Source organism: Pseudomonas sp. S3_G06 (genome assembly GCF_054667565.1).
Window position 1 is genome coordinate 3,175,456 of record NZ_CP162738.1, and the last position, 26,718, is coordinate 3,202,173.

At 59.5% G+C, this 26,718-nt stretch carries 20 protein-coding genes and 1 other RNA gene; 7 read left to right on the forward strand and 14 right to left on the reverse strand.

Translation table 11 applies throughout. The features are described from left to right. Window positions 1–8 precede the first annotated feature (8 nt). From ccoS to hemN, 3 genes are all read left to right on the forward strand, one after another. A complete protein-coding gene (gene ccoS / locus AB4N47_RS14175) occupies window positions 9–221 on the forward strand; it encodes a cbb3-type cytochrome oxidase assembly protein CcoS (protein WP_039763029.1) in 213 nt (70 codons plus the stop codon). After that, window positions 214–897, forward strand: coding sequence for a sulfite exporter TauE/SafE family protein (locus AB4N47_RS14180; RefSeq protein ID WP_041479091.1), 684 nt, complete (start codon window positions 214–216; stop codon window positions 895–897). Before ccoS ends, AB4N47_RS14180 begins: the two co-directional genes overlap by 8 nt. 197 nt (window positions 898–1,094) lie before the next feature. After that, window positions 1,095–2,477 carry an oxygen-independent coproporphyrinogen III oxidase gene (gene hemN, locus AB4N47_RS14185; protein ID WP_341637978.1) on the forward strand — a complete coding sequence of 461 codons (1,383 nt, stop codon included), beginning with the start codon at window positions 1,095–1,097 and terminating at the stop codon, window positions 2,475–2,477. On the opposite strand, the gene AB4N47_RS14190 is transcribed toward hemN, so the two are convergent. Beyond that, window positions 2,474–2,956 carry a hypothetical protein gene (locus AB4N47_RS14190; RefSeq protein WP_341637979.1) on the reverse strand — a complete coding sequence of 161 codons (483 nt, stop codon included), beginning with the start codon at window positions 2,954–2,956 and terminating at the stop codon, window positions 2,474–2,476. The genes hemN and AB4N47_RS14190 overlap by 4 nt on opposite strands. A gap of 154 nt (window positions 2,957–3,110) precedes the next feature. Between AB4N47_RS14190 and fnr the strand changes: the two genes are divergently transcribed. Both fnr and AB4N47_RS14200 read left to right on the forward strand, forming a co-directional pair. Further along, window positions 3,111–3,845: a fumarate/nitrate reduction transcriptional regulator Fnr gene (gene fnr / locus AB4N47_RS14195; protein WP_016773865.1), complete on the forward strand. Its 735-nt coding sequence runs from the start codon at window positions 3,111–3,113 to the stop codon at window positions 3,843–3,845. Between the two features lie 75 nt (window positions 3,846–3,920). Beyond that, a complete protein-coding gene (locus AB4N47_RS14200; protein ID WP_341637980.1) occupies window positions 3,921–4,469 on the forward strand; it encodes an adenine phosphoribosyltransferase in 549 nt (182 codons plus the stop codon). Between the two features lie 213 nt (window positions 4,470–4,682). Here the strand turns inward: AB4N47_RS14200 and AB4N47_RS14205 are convergent, their stop codons facing one another. From AB4N47_RS14205 to dnaX, 7 genes are all read right to left on the reverse strand, one after another. Continuing rightward, window positions 4,683–9,236 carry an SET domain-containing protein-lysine N-methyltransferase gene (locus AB4N47_RS14205; RefSeq protein WP_460154257.1) on the reverse strand — a complete coding sequence of 1,518 codons (4,554 nt, stop codon included), beginning with the start codon at window positions 9,234–9,236 and terminating at the stop codon, window positions 4,683–4,685. Beyond that, entirely contained in the window at window positions 9,233–10,732 is a 1,500-nt protein-coding gene (locus AB4N47_RS14210; RefSeq protein ID WP_460154258.1) for a hypothetical protein, read from the reverse strand. The genes AB4N47_RS14205 and AB4N47_RS14210 overlap by 4 nt, the downstream gene beginning before the upstream one ends. Window positions 10,733–10,752: 20 nt before the next feature. Beyond that, the gene (locus AB4N47_RS14215; protein ID WP_341637982.1) at window positions 10,753–11,901 is read right to left on the reverse strand and encodes an acyl-CoA dehydrogenase family protein; all 1,149 of its coding nucleotides are present in this window, start codon (window positions 11,899–11,901) and stop codon (window positions 10,753–10,755) included. A gap of 150 nt (window positions 11,902–12,051) precedes the next feature. Further along, a complete protein-coding gene (recR, locus tag AB4N47_RS14220; protein ID WP_016773861.1) occupies window positions 12,052–12,654 on the reverse strand; it encodes a recombination mediator RecR in 603 nt (200 codons plus the stop codon). A 66-nt stretch (window positions 12,655–12,720) separates the two neighbouring features. Then, entirely contained in the window at window positions 12,721–13,755 is a 1,035-nt protein-coding gene (locus AB4N47_RS14225; protein ID WP_016773860.1) for an NADP-dependent oxidoreductase, read from the reverse strand. 262 nt (window positions 13,756–14,017) lie between these two features. Next, a complete protein-coding gene (locus AB4N47_RS14230) occupies window positions 14,018–14,356 on the reverse strand; it encodes a YbaB/EbfC family nucleoid-associated protein (RefSeq protein WP_003223337.1) in 339 nt (112 codons plus the stop codon). Between the two features lie 66 nt (window positions 14,357–14,422). Next, on the reverse strand, window positions 14,423–16,507 hold the full coding sequence (gene dnaX / locus AB4N47_RS14235) for a DNA polymerase III subunit gamma/tau (protein ID WP_341637983.1): 2,085 nt from the start codon (window positions 16,505–16,507) through the stop codon (window positions 14,423–14,425). 145 nt (window positions 16,508–16,652) lie between these two features. Between dnaX and AB4N47_RS14240 the strand changes: the two genes are divergently transcribed. Then, the gene (locus AB4N47_RS14240) at window positions 16,653–17,402 is read left to right on the forward strand and encodes a substrate-binding periplasmic protein (protein WP_341637984.1); all 750 of its coding nucleotides are present in this window, start codon (window positions 16,653–16,655) and stop codon (window positions 17,400–17,402) included. Window positions 17,403–17,422: 20 nt separating this feature from the next. Here the strand turns inward: AB4N47_RS14240 and AB4N47_RS14245 are convergent, their stop codons facing one another. The 3 genes from AB4N47_RS14245 to ffs all read right to left on the reverse strand — a co-directional run bounded on the left by AB4N47_RS14245 (window position 17,423) and on the right by ffs (window position 20,217). Then, window positions 17,423–19,390 (reverse strand): hypothetical protein, encoded by a 1,968-nt coding sequence (locus AB4N47_RS14245; protein ID WP_341637985.1) that lies wholly within the window; start codon window positions 19,388–19,390, stop codon window positions 17,423–17,425. A gap of 36 nt (window positions 19,391–19,426) precedes the next feature. Further along, a complete protein-coding gene (locus tag AB4N47_RS14250) occupies window positions 19,427–19,915 on the reverse strand; it encodes a hypothetical protein (protein ID WP_460154259.1) in 489 nt (162 codons plus the stop codon). 205 nt (window positions 19,916–20,120) lie between these two features. Beyond that, window positions 20,121–20,217, reverse strand: an RNA gene (ffs, locus tag AB4N47_RS14255) — signal recognition particle sRNA small type. Window positions 20,218–20,615: 398 nt separating this feature from the next. Here ffs and AB4N47_RS14260 point away from each other — a divergent pair. Further along, window positions 20,616–21,449 (forward strand): hypothetical protein, encoded by an 834-nt coding sequence (locus tag AB4N47_RS14260; RefSeq protein WP_341637987.1) that lies wholly within the window; start codon window positions 20,616–20,618, stop codon window positions 21,447–21,449. A 201-nt stretch (window positions 21,450–21,650) separates the two neighbouring features. On the opposite strand, the gene AB4N47_RS14265 is transcribed toward AB4N47_RS14260, so the two are convergent. From AB4N47_RS14265 to zipA, 3 genes are all read right to left on the reverse strand, one after another. Then, complete coding sequence (locus AB4N47_RS14265) at window positions 21,651–22,814, reverse strand: zinc-binding metallopeptidase family protein (protein WP_341637988.1); 1,164 nt, start codon at window positions 22,812–22,814, stop codon at window positions 21,651–21,653. A gap of 349 nt (window positions 22,815–23,163) precedes the next feature. After that, window positions 23,164–25,521: an NAD-dependent DNA ligase LigA gene (gene ligA / locus AB4N47_RS14270; RefSeq protein WP_341637989.1), complete on the reverse strand. Its 2,358-nt coding sequence runs from the start codon at window positions 25,519–25,521 to the stop codon at window positions 23,164–23,166. A gap of 162 nt (window positions 25,522–25,683) precedes the next feature. Further along, window positions 25,684–26,547, reverse strand: coding sequence for a cell division protein ZipA (gene zipA, locus AB4N47_RS14275; RefSeq protein ID WP_016773851.1), 864 nt, complete (start codon window positions 26,545–26,547; stop codon window positions 25,684–25,686). Window positions 26,548–26,718 lie beyond the last annotated feature (171 nt).

Here is a 26,718-nt window from a genome sequence, read left to right on the forward strand (position 1 = left end):
AGTTACCGATGCCAGCTCTCTATGTGATGATTCCCGCTGCCTTGCTGATCGTCGCCATCGCCGTGTACATCTTCTTCTGGGCGGTGGACAGCGGTCAGTACGATGACCTCGACGGCCCGGCGCACAGCATCCTTTTTGACGATCAGGATCCGAACCACACCGCTGCGGTGGACGAAGCCAACGCCGGCAAACCGGACGACAAGGCGCCGCCCCATGCTTGAACTGGCGCCCCTGCTGGTCTCGGCGCTGATTCTCGGCCTGCTTGGTGGCGGCCATTGTCTGGGCATGTGCGGCGGCCTGATGGGCGCGCTGACCCTGGCGATTCCCAAAGAGCAGCGCAGCCGGCGCTTTCGTCTGTTGCTGGCGTATAACCTCGGGCGGATTCTCAGTTATGCCACGGCGGGATTGCTCATCGGCCTCGCCGGCTGGGCCGTCGCCAACAGCCCGGCGGCGCTGTTCATGCGCGTACTGGCCGGGTTGCTGCTGATTGCCATGGGCTTGTACCTGGCCGGTTGGTGGAGCGGGTTGACGCGTATCGAAGCGCTCGGGCGTGGTTTGTGGCGCTTTATTCAACCGGTGGCGAATCGCTTGCTGCCGGTTTCCAGCCTGCCACGTGCCTTGCTGCTCGGTGCGCTGTGGGGATGGCTGCCGTGCGGGCTGGTTTACAGCACCTTGCTGTGGAGCGCGAGTCAGGGCAATGCGCTGGACAGTGCGTTGCTGATGCTCGCTTTCGGCCTCGGCACCTGGCCGGTGCTGCTCGCCACCGGGCTGGCGGCTGAACGGGTGACCGCGATCTTGCGCAAACGCAGCGTGCGCATGGCGGGCGGGTTGTTGGTGATTCTGTTCGGCTTATGGACCCTTCCCGGCCCGCATCAGCATTGGCTTATGGGCCATTAAGTGTGTGGCGCGGCCTTCGCGAGCAGGCTCGCTCCCACAGGTCTTGAGTACGCTGCAAATCCAATGTGGGAGCGAGCCTGCTCGCGAAGACGCCCGCACGAACAACACAAATCCTCGCCGTTGATGCAAATCAAGATGCCCTGTAACGCCCTCCCCTAGACTCGCCACACTGCCAGCCTATCCGGGGGAATGCCCGCATGCTCGACGCCATTCGTTGGGACTCTGATCTGATCCGCCGCTACGATCTGGCGGGGCCACGCTACACCTCGTACCCGACCGCCGTGCAATTTCACGGTCAGGTCGGCACTTTCGACCTGTTCCACGCCCTGCGCGACAGCCGCAAGGCGCAGCGGCCGCTGTCGCTGTACGTGCATGTGCCGTTCTGCGCGAACATTTGCTACTACTGCGCCTGCAACAAGGTCATCACCAAGGATCGCGGCCGTGCGCAGCCGTATCTGCAACGGCTCGAGCAGGAAATCCAGTTGATTGCCTGTCACCTCGACTCGGCGCAAACCGTCGAGCAACTGCATTTCGGTGGCGGCACACCGACCTTTCTCAGCCACGACGAGTTGCGTCAGTTGATGGCGCACCTGCGCAAGCATTTCAATCTGCTCAACGATGACTCGGGCGATTACGGCATTGAAATCGACCCGCGCGAAGCCGACTGGTCGACCATGGGCCTGCTGCGCGAACTGGGTTTCAACCGGGTCAGCATTGGCCTGCAGGATCTTGACCCGGCGGTGCAGCGTGCGGTCAATCGCCTGCAAAGTCTGGAAGAAACCCGCGCGGTGATCGATGCGGCGCGAACCCTGCAATTTCGCTCGATCAACATTGATCTGATCTACGGCCTGCCAAAGCAGACACCGGACAATTTCGCCCGCACCGTCGAGGAAGTGATCAGTCTGCAACCGGATCGCCTCTCGGTATTCAACTACGCGCACCTGCCGGAACGCTTCATGCCGCAACGGCGGATCAACAGCAGCGACTTGCCGAGCCCGGCGCACAAGCTGGAAATGCTCCAGCGCACCATTGAGCAACTGACCGCTGCCGGCTACCGCTACATCGGCATGGACCACTTCGCCTTGCCTGATGACGAACTGGCCATCGCTCAGGAAGAGCAGACCCTGCAACGCAATTTCCAGGGTTACACCACCCACGGCCATTGCGACCTGATTGGTCTGGGCGTGTCGGCGATCAGCCAGATTGGTGATTTGTACTGCCAGAACAGCAGCGACCTCAACGCGTATCAGAACAGCCTGGCCAGCGCGCAGCTGGCGACCAGTCGCGGCCTGGTGTGCAACGCCGACGACCGCTTGCGCCGTGCAGTCATTCAGCAGCTGATCTGCAATTTCAAACTTGAGTTCGCCGAGATCGAGCAGCAGTTCAACATCGATTTTCAAGGCTACTTCGGCGCGCTGTGGCCGCAGTTGCAAGGTATGGCCGAGGATGGCCTGATCAGGCTCGAGCGCGAGCGCATCGAGGTGCTGCCGGCTGGCCGATTGCTGGTGCGCTCGGTGTGCATGGTTTTCGATGCGTACCTGGAGCAGCAGAACCGCCAGCGTTTCTCGCGAGTGATTTAAGGCTTGGTCAGCAACGAGCCGACCTTGAGGTTCTGATCAGGGTTGAGCGCCGACTGGTTCATGACTTTCGACAAGGAAAGGTTGGCGGTGATCAGGCCGCTGTTGAGGGCGGCGATGGCGCCACGTAATGCGGCGAGCTTGTTGATCTTTTCCTCGTTGGAGAGGGTTCTGTCTGACATGACCGCCGCCATGCGGGCTTTTTTCTCGATGATTTCTTTTTGGATCTTGCGAATCATCTTCAGCAACTGCTGGATGTTCTCCGGCAAGCCACTGTTGTCGATGTCACTGTTTTCGCCGCCGACAGCGGCGGATTTGGCGATGGCCGCGCCGGACAGCGACACTTTGACGCCCTCGACCAAGGTCGGGGTTGCCGTATGCGACAAGGCGTCGTCGCGGTCGATTGCAGCGTCGGGACCGGTTACCTCCGGCGAAGCAGCAATGCCGCTGCTACCGGGGCTTAGCGTGCCAATGGCGGTCATCGGGGCCTTCCTTGGATGAGTACTGATAGTGGGTTATCGGCCGCCGGTGCTGCGGCTTTATGTCTGTAGGACAACGCCGCCGCGTGCTGGCCTGAATGTCCTTCCGTGGGTTACCCTTACGGCTTATGTGTGTTTTCCCACAAGGATTGAAGAAATGTCCGAGCCAGTCAAACTGCGCGCTCACAACCAGGCCCACTGCAAGGATTGCAGCCTGGCCCCGCTCTGCCTGCCACTTTCTCTGAATCTGGAAGACATGGATGCGCTCGACGAAATCGTTAAACGCGGCCGCCCGCTGAAGAAAGGCGAGTTCCTGTTCCGCCAGGGCGACACCTTCGATTCCGTTTATGCAGTCCGCTCCGGCGCGCTGAAAACCTTCAGCCTGAGCGATGCCGGCGAAGAGCAACTGACCGGCTTCCACCTGCCGAGCGAACTGGTTGGCCTGTCGGGCATGGACACCGAAAAACACCCGGTCTCGGCCCAGGCGCTGGAAACCACTTCGGTCTGCGAAATTCCCTTCGAACGCCTCGACGAACTCGCGCTGCAATTGCCACAACTGCGCCGCCAGTTGATGCGGGTGATGAGCCGCGAGATTCGCGACGATCAGCAAATGATGCTGCTGCTGTCGAAGAAGACCGCCGACGAGCGCATCGCCACTTTCCTGGTCAACCTGTCGGCCCGCTTCCGCGCTCGAGGCTTCTCGGCCAATCAGTTCCGCCTGAGCATGTCGCGCAATGAAATCGGCAATTACCTGGGCCTGGCGGTGGAAACCGTGTCGCGGGTGTTCACCCGCTTCCAGCAGAACGAGCTGATTGCCGCCGAGGGCAAGGAGATTCACATTCTCGACCCGATCCAGTTGTGCGCGCTGGCCGGCGGCTCGATCGAAGGCTGATCACGACCCGCGGTTGAGCGAATCGTTTCAGCCGCGGGTATACTGCGCCGTTTGCAGCCCTGCCAGGACACCCCGATGGTCTTCGACTCCTTCGACATCAAATCCCTGATCCGCCCCGTGATCGACTTTCCGAAACCGGGCGTGATCTTTCGCGACATCACCCCATTGTTCCAGTCGCCGACGGCCCTGCGCCTGGTGATGGACAGCTTCGTCCACCGCTACGTCGAAGCCGACTTCACCCACATTGGCGCCATGGATGCCCGTGGCTTCCTGATCGGTTCGGTACTGGCCTATCAGTTGAACAAGCCGCTAGTGCTGTTCCGCAAGCAAGGCAAACTGCCGGCGGACGTGCTCGCCGAAGGTTATGCGACCGAGTACGGCGAAGCGTTTCTGGAAGTGCACGCCGACAGCCTGTGTGAAGGCGATTCGGTGGTGATGTTCGATGACCTGATCGCTACCGGCGGCACGCTGATCGCAGCAGCCAACCTGATTCGCCGCATGGGCGCGCGGGTGCATGAAGCAGCGGCGATCATTGACCTGCCAGAGCTGCAAGGTTCGCAGCGCTTGCAGGACATGGGCATCCCGACGTTTTGCCTGACGCAGTTTGCTTTGACCGATAAATAAGCAGCGTCTGACAGGCCGCTTTCGCGAGCAGGCTCGCTCCCACAGGGGAATGCATTTCAACTGTGGGAGCGAGCCTGCTCGCGAAGAGGCCTTCAACTCCACTGCAAAATCGAAAGCCCTATCTGCGTTCTGATGATCTCGTCCACCACTTCCCTGTCCCGCCGCGTCTTCTTTGATTGCCGGTGCTGACGATCAAACCTGCGAAACTTCAACTCAGCGACCCGGATCCGGCTTGATCGCGATATCAGGCACCGGCTGATAGAACGGCCCATAGTCCAACAACAATTCATCTCCCTTCTTGATATCCGAAAGCGCCACATAGAACGTCAGGTTTTTCCCGACCGAGATGGAGGTGACATTGTTCGACTTCCACACAGGTCCGTTTTTCAGTTGCGAAGTGTTGATCAGGCTCAAGGTATTGCCAGTGTGCAGCCCGCTCACCGTACGCCTCCCCGAACGTGTGCCGAAAATATACGTCAGCACGGCCTCTGAACCTTGCTTGCGTTGCTCTTGAAACAATGACGCCTCTGATGGATGGTATTTGCCCGCATAAGGTCCGAGCACTTCAAATTGGGGAATATCGCGCCGCGCGCAAACGCAAGCGCCGCGGGCCGGCCCATCATCATCCATTGCAGCGACCACTTTCAGGCATTCATCAAATCGGGACTGGTGTTGCCCCTCGGTACGCAGCCAGTCTTTGATCGACGCCTTGATCTGGGTCGACACCCGCTCTTTCGTTGCACTATCGAGGCCGTCAAGCAGACCATTCCAGTAGGCGATACGGATCTCATCAATGGGCCCTTCAAGTGACCGGGTCAAGCTGAGTCTCGGGTTCGCCGGATCCTGCAGAATCGGCAGCGTATTGTCGATCTGGTGGCGACGTAACGGTCGAGAACCTCCGGGCACGATTTCGACCACGTCGGGCTCGACTGCCGAGGACGGGCCGGGGATTTCTGCGTCCTGTGGCGGATCTTCGAATCTGCTCCGCCTGGCAGATTTCAGCGGAGGGTCGAGAGGGTCGGACGCCGGTCGTTTTCGTGTCGTATCCGCCTGCTCAGCGGCAGCGTGCTGTGCACGATCGAGGCGGCTCACAGCCGCCTCTTTCAGGGAACCGTCACCGTCGACAAACCGCCCCCAACTGACCGGATTGAACTGGTGTTGACGCATGAACTGCGCGGAAGTTACCGAGTTATCGGCCTTCCCGAGCTGCGTGCGCCATTGGCGTAAATGGTCATCGGTGATCAAGTTATAGGTGCGACCAGCCAGCCGGTTCAGCAGCGCCTCGCCGTCGGGTCCCAAGCTGCCATTTCGCCGCACATACGATCGGAATGTTCCGGGATTGAGATGGTGAAGACCGGCGTAACCTTGCAGGGTCATTGCATCACGAGCCTGCTGCGTCATGCCTTGCCAGCGACGAATGTTGACTTCGCTCACCTCATTGAAAGGCAAAGCAGCGAGACGATCACGCACAATCACGCCAGCAGCGCTCAACTGACCTTCGGGCTGCACGTAATACTCAAAGGTTTTGGGCGCGAGATTATGCCTGTGGGCAAATCCCTTGCGGGTAATTTCCAACTGTTCCTCGGGCGGTAACGCCTCCCAGGCCCGCAGGTGCTCAGCCGTGATGGTCTGTTTTTTCGCTCCCGCATCCGTTTCTGTTCCAACTGAAGGTGACGTGGTGTTTGCACCTGCCCGATCCAGACGTCGCCGCGTTTTATCTTTTAATGAACCATTGGCCTTGACGTAATTTGTCCAGTTTAGCGGGTTGAGTCTGTTGCGACTGACGAACTGCTCTGCTGTAACGGAGTTGTCCGCACTGGCAAACAGCGTGCTCCATTGACGTAGATGCTCATCAGTAATCGGGTTGTAGGTGCCTCCTCCTGCCTTGAACAGCAGAGCTTCACCCATTGATGTCACGCGCCCATCCGTCTGCAGGTAATTTTTAAGTGTGCTCGGATGGAGATGGTACTGACCGGCGAATCCCTCCAGGGTCGTTACGTCTCGCATTTGCGCCGTCATGCCTCGCCAGGTCTGGATGTGCATGGCGGTGACCTTATTGAAAGGCGTGCTCGCTGGGCGGTCACGCACAAGAACACCAGTGGTGCTTAGCTGGCCGTCAGGTTGTACGTAGTAGTCAAAGGTTTTCAGGCTGAGGTGGTGCTGTTGGGCAAAGCCCTGCGGGCCGAGTTTGCGCTGTTCCTCGGGCGCCAAGGCCTCCCAGGCGCGCAAATGCTCGCCAGTGATCACGTTCCTGCGTACACCGGGCGCCTGAACGGGAGGCAGCTGGTGGGAGGGCTGCGCACGTTGCAGACGTTGCGCGGTCGCCTCCCTCAAGGAACCATCGGGTTTGACCTGAAATTTCCACAGATTGGGATTCAGCCCGTGCTGACGCAGGAACGCCTCTTGAGTGACCGAGCCATCCGCTTGCGCCAGGAGCCTGCTCCACTGGCGTATATGCTCATCGGTAATCGTGTTGTAGGAACCTCCAGCGAATCTGAATAATAGGGATTCGCCGCTGGGCGTCAAAACACCGTTGGGCCGTATGTAAGTTCTGAACGTATTGAGATTGACATGGTGATGCGCGGCAAATCCGTCTGTGGTCATTGCATCCCGCGCCTGCTGAGTCATGTTTTGCCAGCTGCGGATGTGCACTTCGTTGATCTCATTGAAGGGGGCGTCAGCCGGACGATCACGCACCAGCACACCTGTAGCGCTCAACTGGCCGTCAGGCTGCACACAGTGCTCGAAGGTTTTTACGGACAAATGATGCTCCCGGGCAAATCCCTTTCGGGTCAGCCGCAGCTGTTCCTCGGATGACAAGGCCTGCCAGGTTTGCAGATCGGCAGCGGAAATTCTCTGTATGTTGCCTTGTCCCGTGCGGGCAGCTGCCGGGCTGGCCCGTGCGAGACGTCGCACGGCCGCCTCCTTCAACGAGCCATTGTGGTTGACGTATTTTGCCCAATGTCGTGGATCGAGCCTGTGCTGCATCTGGAACTGATTTGCCGTGAGTGAGTTGGCCGGTTGCTCGAGCATCACTTTCCACTGAACCAGATGAGCATCGGTAATTTTGTCATACGTGCCACCACCCGCCCGGAACATCAGCGATTCGCCCATAGGCCCGAGGCTGCCATCCAAACGGACATAACTTCTGAACGAACGCGGATTAAGGTGGTGATAAGCGGCAAACCCGTCCATGGTCATGGCATCACGCGCCAGCTGTGTCATGTTCTGCCAACTCTGGATCCGCGTTGCAGTGATCTCATTGAAAGGTGTTCCGGCGGCGCGGTCACGCAGGAGCACGCCGGTTTCACTCAGTTGGCCATCAGCGTTCACGTAATGTTCAAAGGTTTTTACGGAGAGGCGATTCTGCCGTGCGAAGCCCTGCCGGGTAAGTCTCGACTGCTCCTCGACTGGTAATGCCTCCCAGGTGCGCAAATGTTCGGCGGTTATTTCCCCCCCACCGGGCACACCCAGGCGTTGCCATTGGTCGCCCTGAAGATGCTGCACGAGCAGCTCGGTTTGCCGGTTTTCGTGATAGACCCGCGCCTGAAGAAAACCGTCTTCCGTACGCGCGATCTGCCGCACCTCGTAAACAGCGGCTCTCCCGCGGTGATCTGTATGACGAATGTGGGACAGGTGCCCGTCGGCTGCAACATACACACCTTGAGTGTTACGCGTGAGTCCGGCGATGCGTGACTCGGGAACGGCGAAACGACCGTAGCGCTTATGGCTCAGCGCCTGCGCCTGGCCGATGTGCGCAGTCGACACATGACCTGCAACAGCCTGAGTCGCGACGTTGAATTGGTCCAGCGCACTGCCGAAAGGCCTCATGGAATCGGCGTCAAAGGCATACCAATGTCCGCCCCTTAGGACCGCAGCGACCTCCAACTTCTGTCCCGCTACATTCAACCCCCCGATCGCCGCAGCGTCGTACTGTTTGCTCACCGCTTTCAAGACATCGTAACTGGCGGCCGCCCCCCTGAGTCTGTTGATCGCTCTGGCGCCTTTGGACACTACGTACAAGCCGCCAACGCCGACAAGTCTGGCCAAATCTCCCAATCCACTGACGGGATTGAGCATTTCTATGGCCGACACACCGATGACGTTGACCGACCTCAGTACCCTGGCTCCGGCAGAAACGGCAGTACGTCCGATCTTGAGAAGTTTTCCGGCAGTTGCAGCGCCAGCAGTGAGAAATCCGAATACGTCCACCAGCAGATCAAATGCTGCCTCGCCATAACTGCCGGCCTTAAGATTGACTATCGCAGAACGGAAAGGAATCAGGTTCAGCAGAAAATCGTTCAAGGGCCTGGGAGCGAAATACGCATCTAACGGGGTTTGCCCGCGTGCCAATTGTTTTATTGCAGGATCATCGAGATCAAGGTGCTGGAGAAATACATCGGCAATGCAACGGGCCCGAGCGCTGTGGAAGCTGTTCAACAGCGAGTCGTTCGAAGATCGCTCGTGATCGAGATCATTTCCGGTGTCTCTTGGTTTAAGCTCTTTGGTCGCAAAGTATTTGTTGGCATCTCTTGATTGCCTGCTCTTCGCTCTGTACAGGTTCGCCTGTGCAATCGTACCTTTCTCGAAATTGATCTCGTACGCTTGAAAGTTTCCGCGCAACTCGGTTCTGAGGAGCAGCCAAGGCTCTTTTTGTTCCGGACTATTATTGAAAAAACCGTCGGATGTATACGAAGTTTCCTGGAAGAAGGTGAGTTTTGCGAATTGCAGAGTCTTCCTGTCTGCCAATGGAAGCTGCGCGATCATGTGCCTGATCGTTGTAGCGACGGCAGATTTTTTTCTCTGATTGCAGTGGCGAACTGCTCTTCGAAAACCGCCAGTACGCCAAATGTCGGATTATCGTTTACAGCGTCTAGCGGGAGGCGAGCGTCGCTTGACGTGAGGGGCCGCAGATTGGGCAGGTCCATCATCGCGTAATCTAGAAGCGAATGAGTCCCGGCGAATCCTCTTTGGCCGCTCTCCCCTCGATAGATATCTGTACTGAGCGCCTTCACTTCAAACAGCGCGCCTAGATCACCGAATCGGTTCTTCAGGATTGTCAGTGCGATTTCTCTGCGCGTTGGTAGCTCCCGGGTCAGTATGCTGGAGGCAGTAAGCCGCTCATCAAGTTGTGCGTTGAATGCGTTTCTCGCCGCTTCAAGCGTCGCGACCGTGTACGTATCATCGTTGGTTTTTTTTATCACTCCGTTGGCTATTGCCCAATCCAGTACCGAAACTGTCTGGGTGCGTTGAGTGGCGGCGGTATCGATCTCGCGAAATTGATCAGCATCACTCATGACCTGAGCGAACGTCATGTCGAGAACCTTGCCCGGGTGCAAAGCCTCTATCGTCATTGCCGCGATCGTCACGTTGGCCCAGGCCTGACTGCCGATGGTTACATTAGGAGGAATCTTCTGAATCAACAGAGACGGGGCAATTCTGGCAATCAGGATGCGGGCACCGACTTGTGCCATTGCGGCGCTGGTGCGACCTGTCGATCTCAAGTGCTCAGCAAGACCATCCACGACCGCGCGAGGAGCCTCTCCCCAATACTGTTCACTGGCCAGATCAAAACCAGCGATTTTATTGCGATCGGGGGCGAAGATTGATTCAGGATCCATCTGCAGAGCAATTCCGGCCAGCAGGTAATCCGTGACGCTGCTATCGCTTTCCATGCCCTGCATTTTATGTTGCAGCGCTTTGCCCATCAGCTGCCCTTGTGGAGAACCGACCAACGCTTCCAGCATCTTCGCCGGCTCATGCTGCGCCATTATGGGGATGGGGTCGAAATAGTTCAGGAACTCCAGTACACCGCCTTTGGTTTGCATGACCAGCGGCTGATCGCCCAAATGGTGTTGATGGCTCATTGTGACAAGACGCAAGCGGCGCTGCTCGTCCGTGCTCAAGGGAATCGACCATGACAACGCTCCTCCGAGATTGCCCAAGGGGCGCAACTCGGCGCTGGCGGTTTTGGCGAGGTCGGGAGGTAACGCAATATCCCCACTTGATCCCTCAAGGGTGGTCAATGACTCGACTTTGTCGGCTGGTGGGTGCGCGTGGTTATCAGATGTACTGGCCACAAACGGAAGATGTGTGGGCGCTGGGGTAATGCCGGTCATGAAAAATACCTGTCCTTGGTAAAAAGTCATCCTGCTGTACTGCTCTTGGGGAATGTAACTGCCGGTCCGTGATGCAGTCACCCCGCCTTCGCGGCGAATTTGATTCAAATTATCTTCGCAGTCCCTCCGGGCGAGCTTGCTCACAAGCAGCCCTCACGCTTTGATCAAAGCCCCATCTGCTTGCTGATGATTTCATTCATCACTTCCCGCGTTCCGCCGCCAATCGACAGAATGCGGTTATCCCGATACAGCCGCTCCACCAGGCTTTCACGCATGTAACCGAGCCCGCCAAGAATCTGCACCGCTTCGGTGGTGATCCGGTCCGAGGTGTCGGTGGCGAAGTTCTTCGCCATGGAAATCTCCTTGATCACGCTCTGCCCCGCCGCCATTTTCGCCGCTTGCCGGTAAGTGAACTCGCGCGACACTTCCAGCGCCGTGGCCATTTCGGCGAGGCGATGTTTGATCACCTGAAACTTGCCGATGGGCTTGCCGAACGCCTCACGCTCGCGCGCCCACTTCAGGCTCTCCTCCAGCGCCAATTGCGCAGTCATGTTGGCCATCAATGCCAGCGCCAGGCGTTCGCTCTGGAAATTGCCCATGATGCAGGCGAAGCCCATGTTCTCTCCGCCAATGAGGTTTCCTACAGGCACGCGGCAATCGTCAAAGAACAATTCAGCGGTGTCCGACGCCCACCAGCCCATTTTCTTCAGTTGCCGACCGACACTGAAACCCGGCGTGCCCTTCTCGATCAGCAACAGACTGATACCGCCGAACCCCGGCGCACCGGTACGCACCGCGACGGTGTAGAAATCCGCGCGCACACCGCTGGTGATAAAGGTCTTGCTGCCGCTGACCCGGAAGCAGTCGCCTTCACGCACGGCGCGGGTTTGCAGGTTGGCCACGTCGGAACCGCCACCGGGCTCGGTCACCGCCAGGGCGCTGATCTTTTCGCCGCTGAGCACTTGGGGGACGACCCGCTCTCGCACTTCAGGCCGCGCCCATTTGACGATCGGCGGCAAACCGATATCCAGCGAACCCAGCCCTGCCACCAGGCCACCAGAGCCACAGCGCATCAGCTCTTCACTGGCGGCGACCTTGGCGAACAGATCGCCCTCATGGCTGCCGCCAAGCGCTTCGGGATAACCGATACCGAGAATGCCCGCCGCACCGGCCTTGAGGTACAGCTCTCGGGGAAAGCTTTCGGCTTCTTCCCACTGATTGATGTCCGGCAGGATCTCGCGTTCGACGAAACGTCTGACGCTGTCGCGGACCAATTGATGACTGGGGTCGAAGTATTCCTGAAAGGCAGGCATGGGCGAGCTCCACGGAAGGGTTCGCCGAACTTAACCGAGCGCTTGCTTGGTATTCAAGATGCAGAAGATCAAAAGATCGCAGCCTTCGGCAGCTCCTACATTGAAATGCGTTCCCTGTAGGAGCTGCCGAAGGCTGCGATCTTTTGATTTTTAGAGGGAAATCGGTTTACGCCCGGCAAACGAATGCGCCAGCGTGCCGCCGTCGACCAGCTCCAGCTCACCGCCCAGCGGCACGCCGTGGGCAATCCGCGAGGCGACCAGGCCTTTGTTGTTGAGCAACTGCGCGATGTAGTGCGCCGTCGCCTCGCCTTCCACGGTCGGGTTGGTGGCGAGGATGACTTCGGTAAAGGTCCCCGCCTCTTCTATCCGCGCCATCAGTTGCGGAATACCGATCGCTTCCGGCCCCAGGCCATCCAGCGGCGACAAGTGCCCCTTGAGCACGAAATAGCGGCCACGGAAGCCGGTCTGCTCCACCGCATAAACGTCCATCGGCCCTTCGACCACGCAAAGCAGCGTGTCATCGCGGCGCGGGTCGGCGCATTGCGGGCACAGATCGTCTTCGGTCAGCGTGCGGCACTGGCGGCAATGGCCGACGCCTTCCATGGCCTGGCTCAAGGCCTGGGCCAGACGGGTACCGCCGCTGCGATCACGTTCGAGCAACTGCAACGCCATGCGCTGAGCGGTTTTCTGACCCACGCCTGGCAAGGTGCGCAGAGCGTCGATCAGTTGGCGAATCAAGGGGCTGAAGCTCATGGGTAAACAGTCCGACTAAACAACGAGACGCGGTTTATACCCGCGCCTCTGGCCAGCGTCAAATCCTCAGTCCTGGGCGACCCGGACCACCAGTTTGCCGAAGTTGCGCCCTTCCAGCAGACCGATGAACGCCTCGGGCGCCTGCTCCAGGCCTTCGACCACGTCCTCGCGGAATTTCACCTTGCCGTCGCGTACCCACGGCACCATGTGGCTGATGAATTCCGGCTGACGATCACCGTAATCGTCGAAGACGATGAAGCCCTGAATACGCACACGCTTGGTGAGCAAAGTGCGTTGCAGCATCGGCAGGCGATCCGGGCCGGTCGGCGCCTCGGCGGCGTTGTAGCCGGCGATCAGTCCGCACAACGGGATGCGCGCCTTGGGGTTGAGCAACGGCACGACCGCGTCGAAGACATGGCCGCCGACGTTCTCGTAATAGATGTCGATGCCGTTGGGACAGGCCTTGGCCAGTTGCTCGGCAAAGTCATCGGCCTTGTGGTCGATGCACGCATCAAAACCCAGCTCCTCAACGACGTATTTGCACTTCTCGGCCCCACCGGCCACGCCGACCGCGCGCAGGCCTTTGATCTTCGCCACTTGCCCGACCACCGAGCCGACGGCGCCGGACGCCGCAGCCACCACCAGGGTTTCGCCTTCTTTCGGCTGGCCGATGTCCATCAGGCCCATGTACGCGGTCATGCCCGGCATGCCCAGTACGCCGAGGGCCATCGACGGGCTCGGCAGGCCGGCCGGGATCGGCATGATGTTGCGACCGTCGCTGATGCTGTGGCTCTGCCAACCGGTGGCGCCAACCACTAGATCACCGGTGTGGAATTTCGGGTGATTGGACTGCTCGACCCGGCTGACCGCGCCGCCAGTCATGACTTCGCCGATTTGCACTGGCGCAGCGTAGGACGGTGCGTCGCTCATACGTCCGCGCATGTACGGGTCGAGCGACAGGTACAGGGTTTTCAGCAGCACCTGACCGTCCTGCAGATCCGGCAGCGCCTCGCGCTCGAGACGAAAGTTCTCCGGAGTCGGCGCGCCGGTCGGGCGCGAGGCGAGGACGAAGCGTTGATTGAGGGTGAGAGGGTCGGACATGTCAGCGTCTCCTGTGAATGGGGAATTCGGTGTATAGGGAGCAGACCTTGGTAGCGGTGGTGTGTTCGATGTTTCTTCAGTTTTGCCGAGGTGACTTCATTCGCGAGCAGGCTCGCTCCCACAGGGGAATGCATTCCAAATGTGGGAGCGAGCCTGCTCGCGAAGGCTTCAGTCCAGCCGGCATATGTCCATCAGGCAGAAACAAAAATGCCAGGCGCAATGCCTGGCATTTTGTGTAGCTCATCTGCCGCCCAAAGGCGAATCAGAATGGCAGTTTCATACCCGCTGGCAGGTTCATGCCAGCGGTCATGCTGCCCATTTTTTCCTGGCTGTTGGCTTCGATCTTGCGCACGGCGTCGTTGACGGCGGCGGCGACCACGGCTTCCAGCATCTCTTTGTCGTCTTCGCTCAGGCCTTCGACCAGGCTTGGGTCGATGCTCACGCTCTTGACGTCGTGACGACCGGTCATCACCACGGTGACCATGTCGCCGCCGGCCTTGCCGGTGACTTCGGCGTTGGCCAGTTCTTCCTGCATCTTGGCCATTTTTTCCTGCATCTGCTGCGCCTGCTTCATCAGGCCGGCCATGCCACCTTTCATCATGGGAATCACCTCAAACGTACTTGGATAAAACAGCGCCCGGCCATCTTGGCCGAGCACTTTCAGTTATTAGCCTTGGGTGACCAAGGCGTCGACAGGTTCAATAGTATCGCTTCGCACCACCGCGCCGAACTGCTGAACCATCTGCTGGATGAACGGATCACCGTGGATCGATTCCTCCGCCTCACGCTGGCGATTGGCGCGGCGGCGCGAGGCGGCCTGGGCCGGGGTTTCCTGCTCGGGCTTGATCAGCTCGATGGTCAGCGTCAGCGTGCGCCCGTGGAACTGGTTCAACGCGTCGTTGAGACGACGCTGTTGCGTGGCGTTGAACAGGGCGCTGTGGGCCGGGTCAAGGTGCATCAGCCAGTGGTCGCCGTCGACCGCAATCAACGTGCAGTTGGCGGCGATGCTGCCGGTCATGCCGGAAATCGGCAGCTTCGGGAACAGCTCCAGCCATTGCAGGGCCAGGCCGGTGGCCGGTGCGGCGGCAGGTTCCGGCTCGGGCTCAGGCTCGGGATCGGCGGCGTGTTCGCTGGCCAGTTCGTCAAGGTAGCTGTAGGCCGAATCCATGTCCGGCTCGATGTAGTCTTCATCCAGCGGCGGCTCGTCGTCCAGGTCCATGCCCGGCGTAGCGGCATCGACGTCGGCGACGGACGGCTCGGGAATTGGCGCAGCGGCCCACTCCGGCGCATCCGGCACCACGCTGTCCGGGGTCGGCAGCGGCATCGGCGGCAGCTCGGGCTGCTCGCCAGCGGTTTCCAGCACTGGTTCGACGGCGGGTTGCTGAACGGGCGCAGGCTCGGCCTCGGCTTCCACCGGGTCGTTCCACGGCAGATCGACCACGGCTTCGACGGCGACTGGCTCAGGCTGCGGTTGTGCTTCGACAACCGGCGCCACAGGTTCTGGCTCGGCAACCGGCGCCGCTACCGGTGCGGGCGCAGGTGTGGGCGCAACAGCCGCAGCGACCACCGGCGCAGGCTTCGGCGCGGCAGCCACTGAGTTTGCGGAATCAACTGTGGCCTGGCTGATCCCCACTGGCTTTAGCGGTTGCCTCGGCGCGTCCGCCGTATCCGCCGGGCGGAACGCGAGCATCCGCAGCAAGACCATTTCGAAACCGCCGCGCGGATCCGGCGCCAGCGGCAAATCGCGGCGACCGATCAGGCCCATCTGGTAATAGAACTGCACATCTTCGGCCGGCAGTGCCTGGGCCAGGGCCAATACGCGATCACGGTCGCCGTGGCCATTGTCGACCCCTTCCGGCAGCGCCTGAGCGATGGCCACGCGGTGCAGCACGTTGAGAATTTCCGAGAGCACGCCGTTCCAGTCCGGGCCTTGCTCGGCCAGATGCCGCACGGCTTCGAGCAGCGCCTTGGCATCGCCTTCGATCAGCGCATGCAGCACGTCATAGACCTGACCGTGATCCAGCGTGCCGAGCATCGCGCGCACGTCGGTGGCGAGCACTTTGCCTTCACCGAACGCGATGGCCTGATCGGTCAGACTCATGGCGTCACGCATCGAGCCGTCAGCAGCGCGACCAAGCAGCCACAGTGCATCGTCTTCGAACGGTACGTTTTCTGCGGTCAGCACGTGGGTCAAATGCTCGACCACACGCTCGGGCGTCATGTTTTTCAGGGAGAACTGCAGGCAACGCGAAAGAATCGTTGCCGGAAGTTTCTGCGGATCGGTGGTCGCCAGGATGAACTTGACGTACGGCGGCGGCTCTTCGAGGGTTTTCAACAGCGCATTGAAGGAATGGCTGGAAAGCATGTGCACTTCGTCGATCAGGTAGACCTTGAAGCGCCCACGACTTGGCGCGTACTGCACGTTATCGAGCAGTTCGCGGGTGTCTTCGACCTTGGTGCGGCTGGCGGCGTCGATCTCGATCAGGTCGACAAAACGCCCCTCATCAATCTCGCGGCACACGGAGCACTCGCCGCAGGGACTGGAGGTGATACCTGTCTCGCAGTTCAGGCACTTGGCAATGATCCGCGCGATGGTGGTCTTGCCGACCCCGCGCGTCCCGGTGAACAGGTAGGCGTGGTGCAGCCGTTGGCTGTCCAAGGCATTGATCAGAGCCTTGAGCACATGGGTCTGGCCGACCATTTCGCGGAACGAGCGTGGACGCCATTTACGTGCAAGAACCTGATAACTCATCGAAAACCGTCGCAGCGAAGGAAGCAGAAGCGGCTAATGCTAGCGGAGCAAGGGCAAAATTGCATCCGGTGTCCTCGTCTAATATGGCTAAGCTGCATCAGCAGAGGCTTTTATCAGCTCGGGATGGGGAATTACCGGAGCGTCTATGCGGTGGGCCGTGGCGGCATTGCTGGGTATCAGCCTCAACGCGATGGCAGCGCAAGCGCCGTTGCGCTTCGCCGTGCCGGACAGTTGGGCGATGCCGATGGTGCAACTGCAAGGCGGCAGACCGACCCAGGGGATCCTGCATGACGTCCTGCTCAGCCTGGCGACCCAGGTCGGCGCGCCAGCGCAATTCGTCGTCCTGCCGCGCGCGCGGGTACAGAGCGCCATGGAGCACGGCGACATCGACGTGCGCTGCTATGCCGCACAGTCGTGGCTGCCGAATCAGTCCGGCGATTACATCTGGAGCGTGCCGCTGTGGTTTCAGCGCGACCTGCTGATCAGCCGCAAGGAACAACCGGCGCAGATCAATCCCGCCCGGCTGCCGCGCCAGGCCATCGGCACCGTCCTCGGTTACAGCTACCCTACCCTGCAATCGCTGTTCGACGCCGACCAGTTGCAACGCGAAGATGCGCGCAATCAGGAACAGGTACTGGAAAAGCTCCTCGCCGGACGCTATCGCTATGCGGTGAGCAATCAGTGGACGCTGGACTGGATCAATCAGCGCCTCTTGCCGGAGCAGCAGCTGCAAGGGGTCGCGGTGCTGCAGGAACAGAATATCGGCTGCTATGTGAGGAACGACCCGAAGGTGCCGGTGCAGCGGATCCTGCGCACGTTGCTGCGGATGAAAATGTCCGGCGAGATCGACGACATTATCCGGTTGTACACCGGCGCCTCTTCAACCACACCCTAGCTCCCACAGGGTTGGCCGGGTCAATAACCGTGCGATTCGCGGAATTTCGGCTCGCGGCTGTGGTGATAATCGATCCACTCGACCACGTCGTAAGGCAGATAGAGCTGCTGCCGGGCACGGGACACGGCGATGTACACCGCGCAGATGCGCTGATCGAACTCGTAGGCATCCTTGAATTTCTCGTTACTGAGCAACGTCCGGGTCAACAGCACGCGCCTGAACTCCATGCCGCCAGCCCGCTCGGCCATCATCAACAGACAGGCCTTGCCCGGCTCGATGATCTTTTGGCTCAGTCGCGTCAGGTCGGCAATCATGAAGCCGTTCTGCAGTTGCGCTTCGATCCACAAAAACGCCTCGTCGAAACGGTTGGCCTCTCGCACCTGCTGCCAATCAGCCAAGTCGCTGAAATACGGGTGCGGTCCTTTCTCGCTGGACCCGGCATTGTAGAAATCGCGCCGGAACAGCTCAATGGCGGTGGTCATGAAATGCTTGATGTCGTCCTGCGCTTCCCGGTCGGGGAAACTGAAGGCGCAATTGCAATCGTGCAGGTGGATAGCCCACATCATCGTGTCCCACGGTGAAGCGGTCAGCACCACGCAACCTTCGGGCGGCACGAAGGCTTGCGGGTAGTACTCGATATCGACATCGGCGTGACGAGCGCCTTCGAACGGCACTTTGCTCTTGTGCGTGTGGCGCGAGATCAGCGGATTGACCAGGCGCTCGACATTGCGCCCCGAGCGCACCGAATAGCAGATATCGCTCTGACGAACTTCACGCTTGCGCTTGGGCGCCTCGCCCGTGGCCTGCTGATACTCATCGCCGAGGGTGATCAGCACCTGCTGCCCGCGCTCGATGATTTGCAGCAGCGACGCCGGCACGTCCTGGCTTTCGTCGATGATCACATGGGTGTAGCGCGGCGGGACGCGGCAACCGGCGAGACTGGCGCGCTTGATCATGAGCAACGTCGGAAAACCGCTCTGGCTGGCCCAGGCCGGGGTGGCCTCCAGATACACCCACAGGCGACTGGAGTATTCCAGCAGCGCTTGCGAGTCTGCGCCGGTCAAGGGCTGCTGGAAGTGCGGCAAGTGTCTGGCGGACAGCGTGTGATCTCTTGAGGCGCAGTACAGCTTGAGCACGCGCAGACAAACTTCGAGGGTGCTCGGCCCGTCGTGGTGGCGAAAGCCGAAGATATTCAGTTCCTGCGCCAGCGCCTGTTTGCTCGGGAGACGCGCGGGCGTCCTGGCCATAGGCAACCGGGGACCAAGCAGCTGAGCCTGGGCGAAATCGAAAAAGGTCTGGCCAATTTCCGTGTCGTGGACCTGCACGATGTGCTTGCGCAGCGTCGCCAGTTTCGCCGGGGTGCGCGCCAGCACCAGAGTGCGTTTCGAGCGCAGGCATTCGATCAGCGCGCTGAGCATGTAGCTCTTGCCGATGCCCGCATAACCCTGCACGTGCAGGTCTTCGTCGAAGTTGGCACGGAAGGTTCGCAGCAGTTTGTCCTGCGCTGCGCTTAACCAGTGCTCGCGCTCACGTGGCGTGACCATTTGCTGGCGAAACGGGTTGTTCTGTTGCTGATGGCGGATCTTGTAGTCCACATCCCATTGCCCGCCGGGCAACAGAAATGCCTGCGCGGCGACTTCATCGGCCATGAGAAAGCGCAAGTTCAGGCCTTTGAGCGCATTGAGGCCGAAATACAATTTGCGCGAATCGAACAGACGCCGCGCCTCTGCAAGCAGTCCCGCCGATCCGGTGCGCCGAGAGGTGACAGACCAGTCAATGAGTCTGGCGAGAATCTTCTCCGCTGCGCTGGCGCTCAAATCCTGTTCCGTAGCCTGGGCGAGGTTCTGAATGACCAGCACTGCCGCCAGTTCCGGGTCGCTCAGGCGGGCCAGTGTCGCGTCACCCTCGGGCTGCAACAGCGCCGTACACGCATCATGGGTGATGGGCAGAAATACCGGGGTGGCCAAATCAAAATGTTCCGGGTGCATACAACCTCGCCGCCTGGGCTTTAATACAACACCAGATCAGTCCTGGTCATTCTCGCCGTGCATTTCCTGGGATTGCGGCAAGTTTCTCTCACTGCCGGACTCGGGGCTGATCCGCAGTTCGAAGGAGTAGCCGCCGAGCGTGCCGGACATGCCGCGTCGTTCAGTGCCGCTGGCCACCGCCCCCGCATCGATCTGCGCCTGCACTTCGTAGAGCGCCATTTCCAGCAGTTTGCGCAGGTGTTCAGGGTTTTGCGCGCTGGCGTGCAGTTGCAGGTCGTACTGGCCGGCCACCGATTCAGTGATGACGGGCTGGTCCTGCACCGCGAGCGGCTGCGCAGTTTCTTCAGCCGCGTTGAACACGGTCGAAGCCGCCAGAATCGCGGCGTGCTCCTCATCCATCAGGTCGAGCACTCGCGACAGTTCCAGCGTGCGCTCGGGCTGATCCTGCATCTGCGTTTTGACTTCCAGACGCCGCATCTGCCATTCGCGCAGTTTTTCACGAGTCAGATCGTCGATTTCACCCACTTGCCTTACCTCTCAATGCCAGGCGAGGGAGTATGCCACTGTTCGCGGTCGACAGCCGCACGGGCACCGGGACGCTGCGCTGCTGATCCGCGCGTTTCTGATGGCGGATCAACGCCACTGGCCAAATCGCAGGCATAAAAAAACCGCAGTGGGCGAAACCCATGCAGTTCTCTTTGAATTCTCGGTAGGTTCGTTAAGGTGGTGCCCCCACCAGCCACACCCCGGCACACAATGTTCCCGCTGTGGCTGCTTCCTTCCGGATCTGACCAGGTTCACGGGTAATCGTTGCGGGGGGACCGATGGGGTCACCATAACGACGCTTGCCTGTCGGCGAGCCGCGCCATTGTACCTGTCTGAGATGAACTTACAACCGTTGGTTGCAGATAAATCATGAACAGGTTCAATGACATGCAAAACGAAAGGGCTTGGTAGTCGTGGGGCATCAGGCTCGACTCAATAAAACGGTCGCAACATGCAAACAGTCTGCAAGACCGACAGGACGTGCTCAAAACTGAGACTCTCTGATAAACCTCCGTCGGATGTCGACATCTGTCAACCGCTAATCGAACTAATACCTACCGCTCATCGGGACTGTCAGATATGACAGTAGATTCTCGATTTCGAGCGGTCTAGCTTGGATTTGCAAACAGCGACGCGCTTGTGCGAATCAGCAAACCATATCTTCTTTCAGGAAAATCCAATGAGCAACCAAGTGACCGCATCAAATAAACTTCCCTTCGCTTTACTAAGCATGGAGACCCTCGCTTTAGAGCCCGAACTATGGACGCGCACCAGCATTACAGATCCCACATGGAAAGAGGTCAGCTCATGGCAAGGTGGAAGCATGGGAACTCCCACCACGACAGAACTCAAAACAAACAATTACAACATGGAAAGCCCGTACATTTCAGATTCTACCAGCCTGATGTTGACAGGTGCCGACACGAACATAGTCGAAATCAAAAAAGATGCCGGCGCAGTGACCTACTCCTCAACAAGCCCGAAGATATTGATTGAGGAAAATTGGGGTTGGGACATTATGGCGTACGTCTCCCTTAGATTCGACGGGCAAAAGAACAAGGGCGAACCGAGAAAGAATGGAGAACACGGCGTCATTTATCTGACCGGCGCAGGAGAGGCATCTAGATCGAAGTCTGCTTTCGGCACAGACTTCTTCGAGATGCCAAACGACCGCTATTTCACGTTCGCAACCAACACCAGTATGTATTTCTCGTTTGAAGACAATCCAACCGCCGCAATTTATATGCTGCAAAACGACATACCCTTCAAAGTAGAAAACCGTATTTTAACGGGTTTCGCTTCACAGGGTGGCCGCTATGCACTTACCAACAACCAGAACACTCTTTACCCAGTAGGAATCACTACATTACTAATCCATGACGGATTCAAAGAGAACTTCGCCAGAATTCAGTTTGATCATGATATTTTAACAAAAAAAGTTAGGATCTCCATCACCAAACACACCGCCAAACTATGTGAATTGAGAGGACCAGAAATTGCATTTGCGATATAACTCAATCGGCCACAAACCTATCTACACCAATGCTTTAATAATAAGAAAAATTAACTAATTCAAACGTACTACAGGTAGTAAAGTTATTTCCAGGAAAATTTTGGCCCGGCCGTAGGGAAAACACGCTTCGTGAACGATGAAGTCTTCCTTCGGGCCTGATCAACCACCAAGAACGCAACCCGTGCCGCGATCTTCCCGCACTTATAGGGCCAGCACCTCATCCGCCCTGCCGCCGGCCTGCTGGATCACCAGATGAATGAAGTGCAACTTGGCGATCGCCGCCGCCGGCAGTACGAACGGGTAGAAATCCGGCTGGCCCATGCTGCGCGACAGTTCGTTGAGCATGCCGGCCAGTTCGATCCACGCATTGACGAACGACAGGAATGCCGTGCCGCCGGGGTGCTCCGGGTCGTACAGGGTGCTGGTGGGAAACGGCTGATAATCGAAGTCCATTTCCCGCGCGCTCATGCCGAAGCCCAGCGCCGTGTCGACCGCATCCATCATGTGCAGGTAATGCGCCCAGGTTTCCGCCCAGTCTTCCCACGGGTGCATGGTCGCGTAGGCACTGACGTAGTGCTGCGGCCAGTCCAGCGGTGCGCCTTGCTGGTAATGCCGGTCCAGCGCCTCGGCGTAACTGGCGCGTTCGTCGCCGAACAGGTTACGGAACGCGCCCAGCCAAGGGCCGTTGGCGATAAGGCGATCCCAGTAGTAGTGGCCGACCTCATGGCGAAAATGCCCGAGCAGCGTGCGGTAAGGTTCGTGCATCGCCGCCCTGACCTGCTCACGGTGAGCGTCGTCGGCCTCTTTGATGTCGAGGGTGATCAGGCCATTGGCGTGGCCGGTCATCGGCGCGTTGCCTTCCAGGTCGACACCGATGAAGTCGAACGCCAGCCCGATTTCTTCATCCGTGGTTTTCGGGATGACCGGCAAGCCGAGGGTGATCAGTTGCGCGACCAGTCGACGCTTGGCGATTTCGACCTTGCGCCAGCGTTCGGGATTTTCCGCGACGGAAAGGTCGGGAATGGTGCGGTTGAGGCTGCAAGCGATGCACAAAGTGTCGTGATCGTTGGCCGGCAGCAGCCAGTTGCACGCGGCGGGCATGTCGAGGTTGGCGCAGCGGCGGAACAGTCCGGCGTCGGGATCGGCGTCGAGCGTCCAGGTGCCCTCTTCCGGCCCCGGCTGCAGCGAGGTCAGGCGACTTTCTTCAGGTTGATAGCCAAGCAAGGCGTTACAGGCCAGGCACTGACTGTTGCGAAAGAACAGCGACTGGCCGCAACGGCACGGCCAGACTTTGCTGTTGCGCGAGGATCCGGCCACGAACGGCGCGATGATGCGGGAACTGAGCTGCTCGAAAAAGCGGTGCATGGCGATCTCTCCCTGGGACTGGCCAAGACTAGATCATCCTGACGGTAACATCGTTCCCGAATATAGCGCCGCTCCTGAGTGACACCGCCGTTGTGGCGAGGGGATTTATCCCCGCTCGACTGCGCAGCAGTCGCAAAAAACCGTACACGCGATACAGATGAAATGATCGGTCGCAGGGTTTTGGGGTCGCTGCGCAAAACAGCGGGGATAAATCCCCTCGCCACAGGGGTTCATCCGGAGAGGGGTAAATCCCCTCGCCAAAGGTGTCCATCCGGAGAGGGATAAATCCCCTCGCCACAGGTGTCCATCCGGAGAGGGGTAAATCCCCTCACCACAGGGGTTCATCCGGTCAGACAGGGATGCCGTGGGTTTTGAGGAAGGCGATAAACGCTTCCTCGTCCATGACCTTCACGCCCAGTTCGTTGGCCTTGGTCAGTTTCGAGCCGGCACCCGGGCCTGCGACCACGCAATGGGTTTTCGCCGACACCGAACCGGCGACCTTGGCACCCAGGCTTTCCAGATGATCCTTGGCCACATCCCGGCTCATCAACTCGACCTTGCCGGTCAGCACCCAGGTTTCGCCGGACAGCGGCAGACCTTCGACAACTTTCTTCTCGCTCTGCCAATGCATGCCGAAATCGCGCAGCTGCTGCTCGGCCCGCTCGGCCAGTTGCCGATGCTCAGGCGAGGCGAAGAACTCGCGCACCGAGTTGGCCTGCTTCTCCGGCAATGCCTGGCGCATGTCCAGCCAGTCAGCGTTCATCACCGCTTCCAGCGAACCGAAGCGATCGGCCAGTTTCTGCGCACCACCGGGGCCGACGAAGGGAATGTGCAGTTTGTCGAGCAAGCCGCCCAGGGTGGTACTGGCGGCGAATTCGGCGCCCAACTCGCCTTGATCCTGAATCTGCAAACCATGGCCGAGCAATTCGCTGATGACCTGCTGGTTGTGCGCATCCTCAAAGAAACTGTGGATCTCGTGCGCCACTTCCAGGCCGACATCCGGCAAGTAGGTCAGCACGTGCGGCAAGGCCTGTTGCACGCGCTCCAGCGAACCCAGCGAACGCGCCAGCACCTTGGCCGTTTCTTCGCCGACATCGGGAATGCCGAGGGCGTAGATGAAACGTGCCAGGCTCGGTTGCTTGCTGTCTTCAATGGCTTTGAGAAGCTTGTTGCTCGATACCTCGGCAAAGCCTTCCAGATCGACGATGTCGTCGAACTTCAGCGCATACAGATCGGCCGGCGAGCTGACCAGACCTTCGTCGACCAACTGCTCGACGCTCTTGTCGCCCAAGCCTTCGATGTCCATGGCCCGGCGCGAGACGAAGTGAATGATCGCCTGCTTCAATTGCGCGCCACAGGCCAGTCGGCCGACGCAGCGATACACCGCACCTTCGCTGAAGGTTTCCTTGCCCTTGCTGCGCTTGACCAGTTGCGTGCGTTCAACGTGCGAGTCGCACACCGGGCAGCTTTCAGGAATGGCCACCGGGCGCGCGTCATCGGGGCGACGCTCGGTGACTACCTGCACCACTTGCGGAATCACATCACCGGCGCGGCGGATGATCACCGTGTCGCCGATCATCAGGCCCAGCCGCGCGACTTCGTCCATGTTGTGCAACGTGGCGTTGGCCACGGTGACGCCGGCGACCTTCACCGGTTTCAGACGCGCCACCGGAGTCACCGCACCGGTGCGGCCGACCTGGAATTCCACGTCGAGCAGCTCGGTGAGTTCTTCCATCGCCGGGAATTTGTGCGCGATCGCCCAGCGCGGCTCGCGGGCGCGGAAGCCCAGTTCACGCTGGTCGGCGATGCTGTTGACCTTGAACACCACACCATCGATTTCATAGGCCAGCGAGTTACGGCGCTCGCCGATGTCGCGGTAATACTCCAGGCACTCGTCGATACCCTTGGCCAGCTTCAGTTCGTGACTGATCGGCATGCCCCACTTCTGCAACTGCTTGAGGTTACCGATGTGGGTGTCGGCGATATCATGAGATACCTGACCGATGCCATAGCAGCAGAATTCCAGCGGACGATTGGCGGTGATCTTCGAATCGAGCTGGCGCAGGCTGCCTGCTGCCGCGTTGCGCGGGTTGGCGAAGGTCTTGCCGCCGATTTCCAGTTGCGAAGCATTGAGGCGCTCGAAACCGGCCTTGGACATGAACACTTCACCGCGCACTTCCAGCGTCGCCGGCCAGCCTTCGCCGTGCAACTTCAGCGGAATATTGCGCACGGTGCGCACGTTGACGCTGATGTCCTCGCCGGTGGTGCCATCGCCACGCGTGGCGCCGCGCACCAGCAGACCATCCTGATACAGCAGGCTGACCGCCAGGCCATCGAGCTTCGGCTCGCAGCTGTATTCCACCGCCGCGCCGCCACCGAACAGATCGCCGGCCGGCACGTCGAGGCCTTCGTTGACGCGGCGATCGAACTCGCGCATGTCGGATTCTTCAAAGGCGTTGCCGAGGCTGAGCATCGGGATTTCGTGGCGCACCTGAGTGAACGCAGTCAACGCCATGCTGCCGACGCGCTGGGTCGGCGAATCGCTGGTGATCAGTTCCGGGTTGGCCGCTTCCAGCGCCTTGAGCTCGTGGAACAAGCGGTCGTACTCGGCATCGGGAATGCTCGGCTCGTCGAGAACGTGATAGCGATAGTTGTGCTGATCCAGCTCAGCGCGCAGCTCTAGAATGCGGGTTTTGGCGGCGGTCATGGGTGTTCTCTCATAAAGCAAAAGAGCAGCCGAGGCTGCTCCAGTTTTATTCCATTATCGGCGGCGGTGCCAGAAGATCGCCGCCTCGTTGCAATCGTCAGCTCCTACAGTATCGCGATCCTCTGTAGGAGCTGCCGAAGGCTGCGATCTTTTGATTTGGCCTTAGCGCTTCTGGGTCAGGGCGCGGCGTTCGAATTCGACGATGCGCTGACGGTAGTGCTCAATCGTCTGCGCGGTCAGTACGCTGCGCTGATCGTCTTTCAGCTCGCCGTTCAGTTCCTGGGACAGCTTGCGGGCTGCCGCGACCATTACGTCGAAGGCCTGCTTCGGATGACGCGGGCCTGGCAGACCGAGGAAGAAGCTCACCGCCGGAGTGCTGAAGTGGTCGATGTCGTCCAGATCAAAGATGCCCGGCTTGACCGCATTGGCCATGGAAAACAGCACTTCGCCGTTGCCGGCCATGCTTTCGTGGCGGTGGAAAATGTCCATCTCGCCGAAACGCAGGCCGCTTTCGAGAATGTTCTGCAGCAGCGCCGGGCCTTTGAAGCCGGCCGGGTCGCGGCAGATCACGCTGATCACCAGGACTTCTTCGGCTTGCGGCTGATCTTTTTCCGCCACGGCCGCTGCAGGCTTGCTGTCTTCGGCGAAATCGTCATCGCGGCTGCTGAAGCTCGGGCCGCCGTCCAGATCGAGGTCGAGGTTCAAGTCGCCCTGCGCCGGGCCGTTGCTGCCGCGCTTGCCACGTTTCGAACCGGATTCACGCGGCTCGCGGGCTTCGCGGTTGGGCATGCTCACCGACGGCAGATCGTGCTCGTCCAGTTGCGGCTCTTTGTGCGTATCCAGGACGCGGGCCGGGCCCAACAGCTCGGCGCTGGTGTCCTCGTCCGGCAGATTGGACAGGCTCCGGTCGAGACGGAATTTCAGCTTTCCCTTGCCGCCGCGCATACGGCGCCAGCCATCGAAAAGAATACCGGCTATCACAATGATGCCGATGACGATCAGCCACTCGCGCAGACCGATTTCCATGTAATCCCGTGCCTCTATAAAAAATGCTGAAAAATAAGGGGTTTACACTGCGTAAACCGCTTTAAAACGTGGCGCCAACTCTATGTTCTGACAGGCGTTTTGCCCACGTATACGAAAAATTGACATTAAACTAGCACGACCAAAGACAACTTTACACCGTCTGTCTCATTT

What these genes read in the sequence shown, in the direction of transcription:
- AB4N47_RS14200 (WP_341637980.1), top strand. Translation starts at nt 3,921, where the DNA reads ATGGTCTTCGACTCCTTCGACATCAAATCCCTGATCCGCCCCGTGATC.
- fnr (WP_016773865.1), top strand. Translation starts at nt 3,111, where the DNA reads ATGTCCGAGCCAGTCAAACTGCGCGCTCACAACCAGGCCCACTGCAAG.
- AB4N47_RS14265 (WP_341637988.1), bottom strand. Translation starts at nt 22,814, where the DNA reads ATGCACCGCTTTTTCGAGCAGCTCAGTTCCCGCATCATCGCGCCGTTC.
- recR (WP_016773861.1), bottom strand. Translation starts at nt 12,654, where the DNA reads ATGAGCTTCAGCCCCTTGATTCGCCAACTGATCGACGCTCTGCGCACC.
- AB4N47_RS14260 (WP_341637987.1), top strand. Translation starts at nt 20,616, where the DNA reads ATGAGCAACCAAGTGACCGCATCAAATAAACTTCCCTTCGCTTTACTA.
- AB4N47_RS14190 (WP_341637979.1), bottom strand. Translation starts at nt 2,956, where the DNA reads ATGACCGCCATTGGCACGCTAAGCCCCGGTAGCAGCGGCATTGCTGCT.
- ccoS (WP_039763029.1), top strand. Translation starts at nt 9, where the DNA reads ATGCCAGCTCTCTATGTGATGATTCCCGCTGCCTTGCTGATCGTCGCC.
- zipA (WP_016773851.1), bottom strand. Translation starts at nt 26,547, where the DNA reads ATGGAAATCGGTCTGCGCGAGTGGCTGATCGTCATCGGCATCATTGTG.
- AB4N47_RS14205 (WP_460154257.1), bottom strand. Translation starts at nt 9,236, where the DNA reads ATGATCGCGCAGCTTCCATTGGCAGACAGGAAGACTCTGCAATTCGCA.
- AB4N47_RS14215 (WP_341637982.1), bottom strand. Translation starts at nt 11,901, where the DNA reads ATGCCTGCCTTTCAGGAATACTTCGACCCCAGTCATCAATTGGTCCGC.
- AB4N47_RS14225 (WP_016773860.1), bottom strand. Translation starts at nt 13,755, where the DNA reads ATGTCCGACCCTCTCACCCTCAATCAACGCTTCGTCCTCGCCTCGCGC.
- ligA (WP_341637989.1), bottom strand. Translation starts at nt 25,521, where the DNA reads ATGACCGCCGCCAAAACCCGCATTCTAGAGCTGCGCGCTGAGCTGGAT.
- AB4N47_RS14245 (WP_341637985.1), bottom strand. Translation starts at nt 19,390, where the DNA reads ATGCACCCGGAACATTTTGATTTGGCCACCCCGGTATTTCTGCCCATC.
- AB4N47_RS14240 (WP_341637984.1), top strand. Translation starts at nt 16,653, where the DNA reads ATGCGGTGGGCCGTGGCGGCATTGCTGGGTATCAGCCTCAACGCGATG.
- AB4N47_RS14230 (WP_003223337.1), bottom strand. Translation starts at nt 14,356, where the DNA reads ATGATGAAAGGTGGCATGGCCGGCCTGATGAAGCAGGCGCAGCAGATG.
- hemN (WP_341637978.1), top strand. Translation starts at nt 1,095, where the DNA reads ATGCTCGACGCCATTCGTTGGGACTCTGATCTGATCCGCCGCTACGAT.
- AB4N47_RS14180 (WP_041479091.1), top strand. Translation starts at nt 214, where the DNA reads ATGCTTGAACTGGCGCCCCTGCTGGTCTCGGCGCTGATTCTCGGCCTG.
- dnaX (WP_341637983.1), bottom strand. Translation starts at nt 16,507, where the DNA reads ATGAGTTATCAGGTTCTTGCACGTAAATGGCGTCCACGCTCGTTCCGC.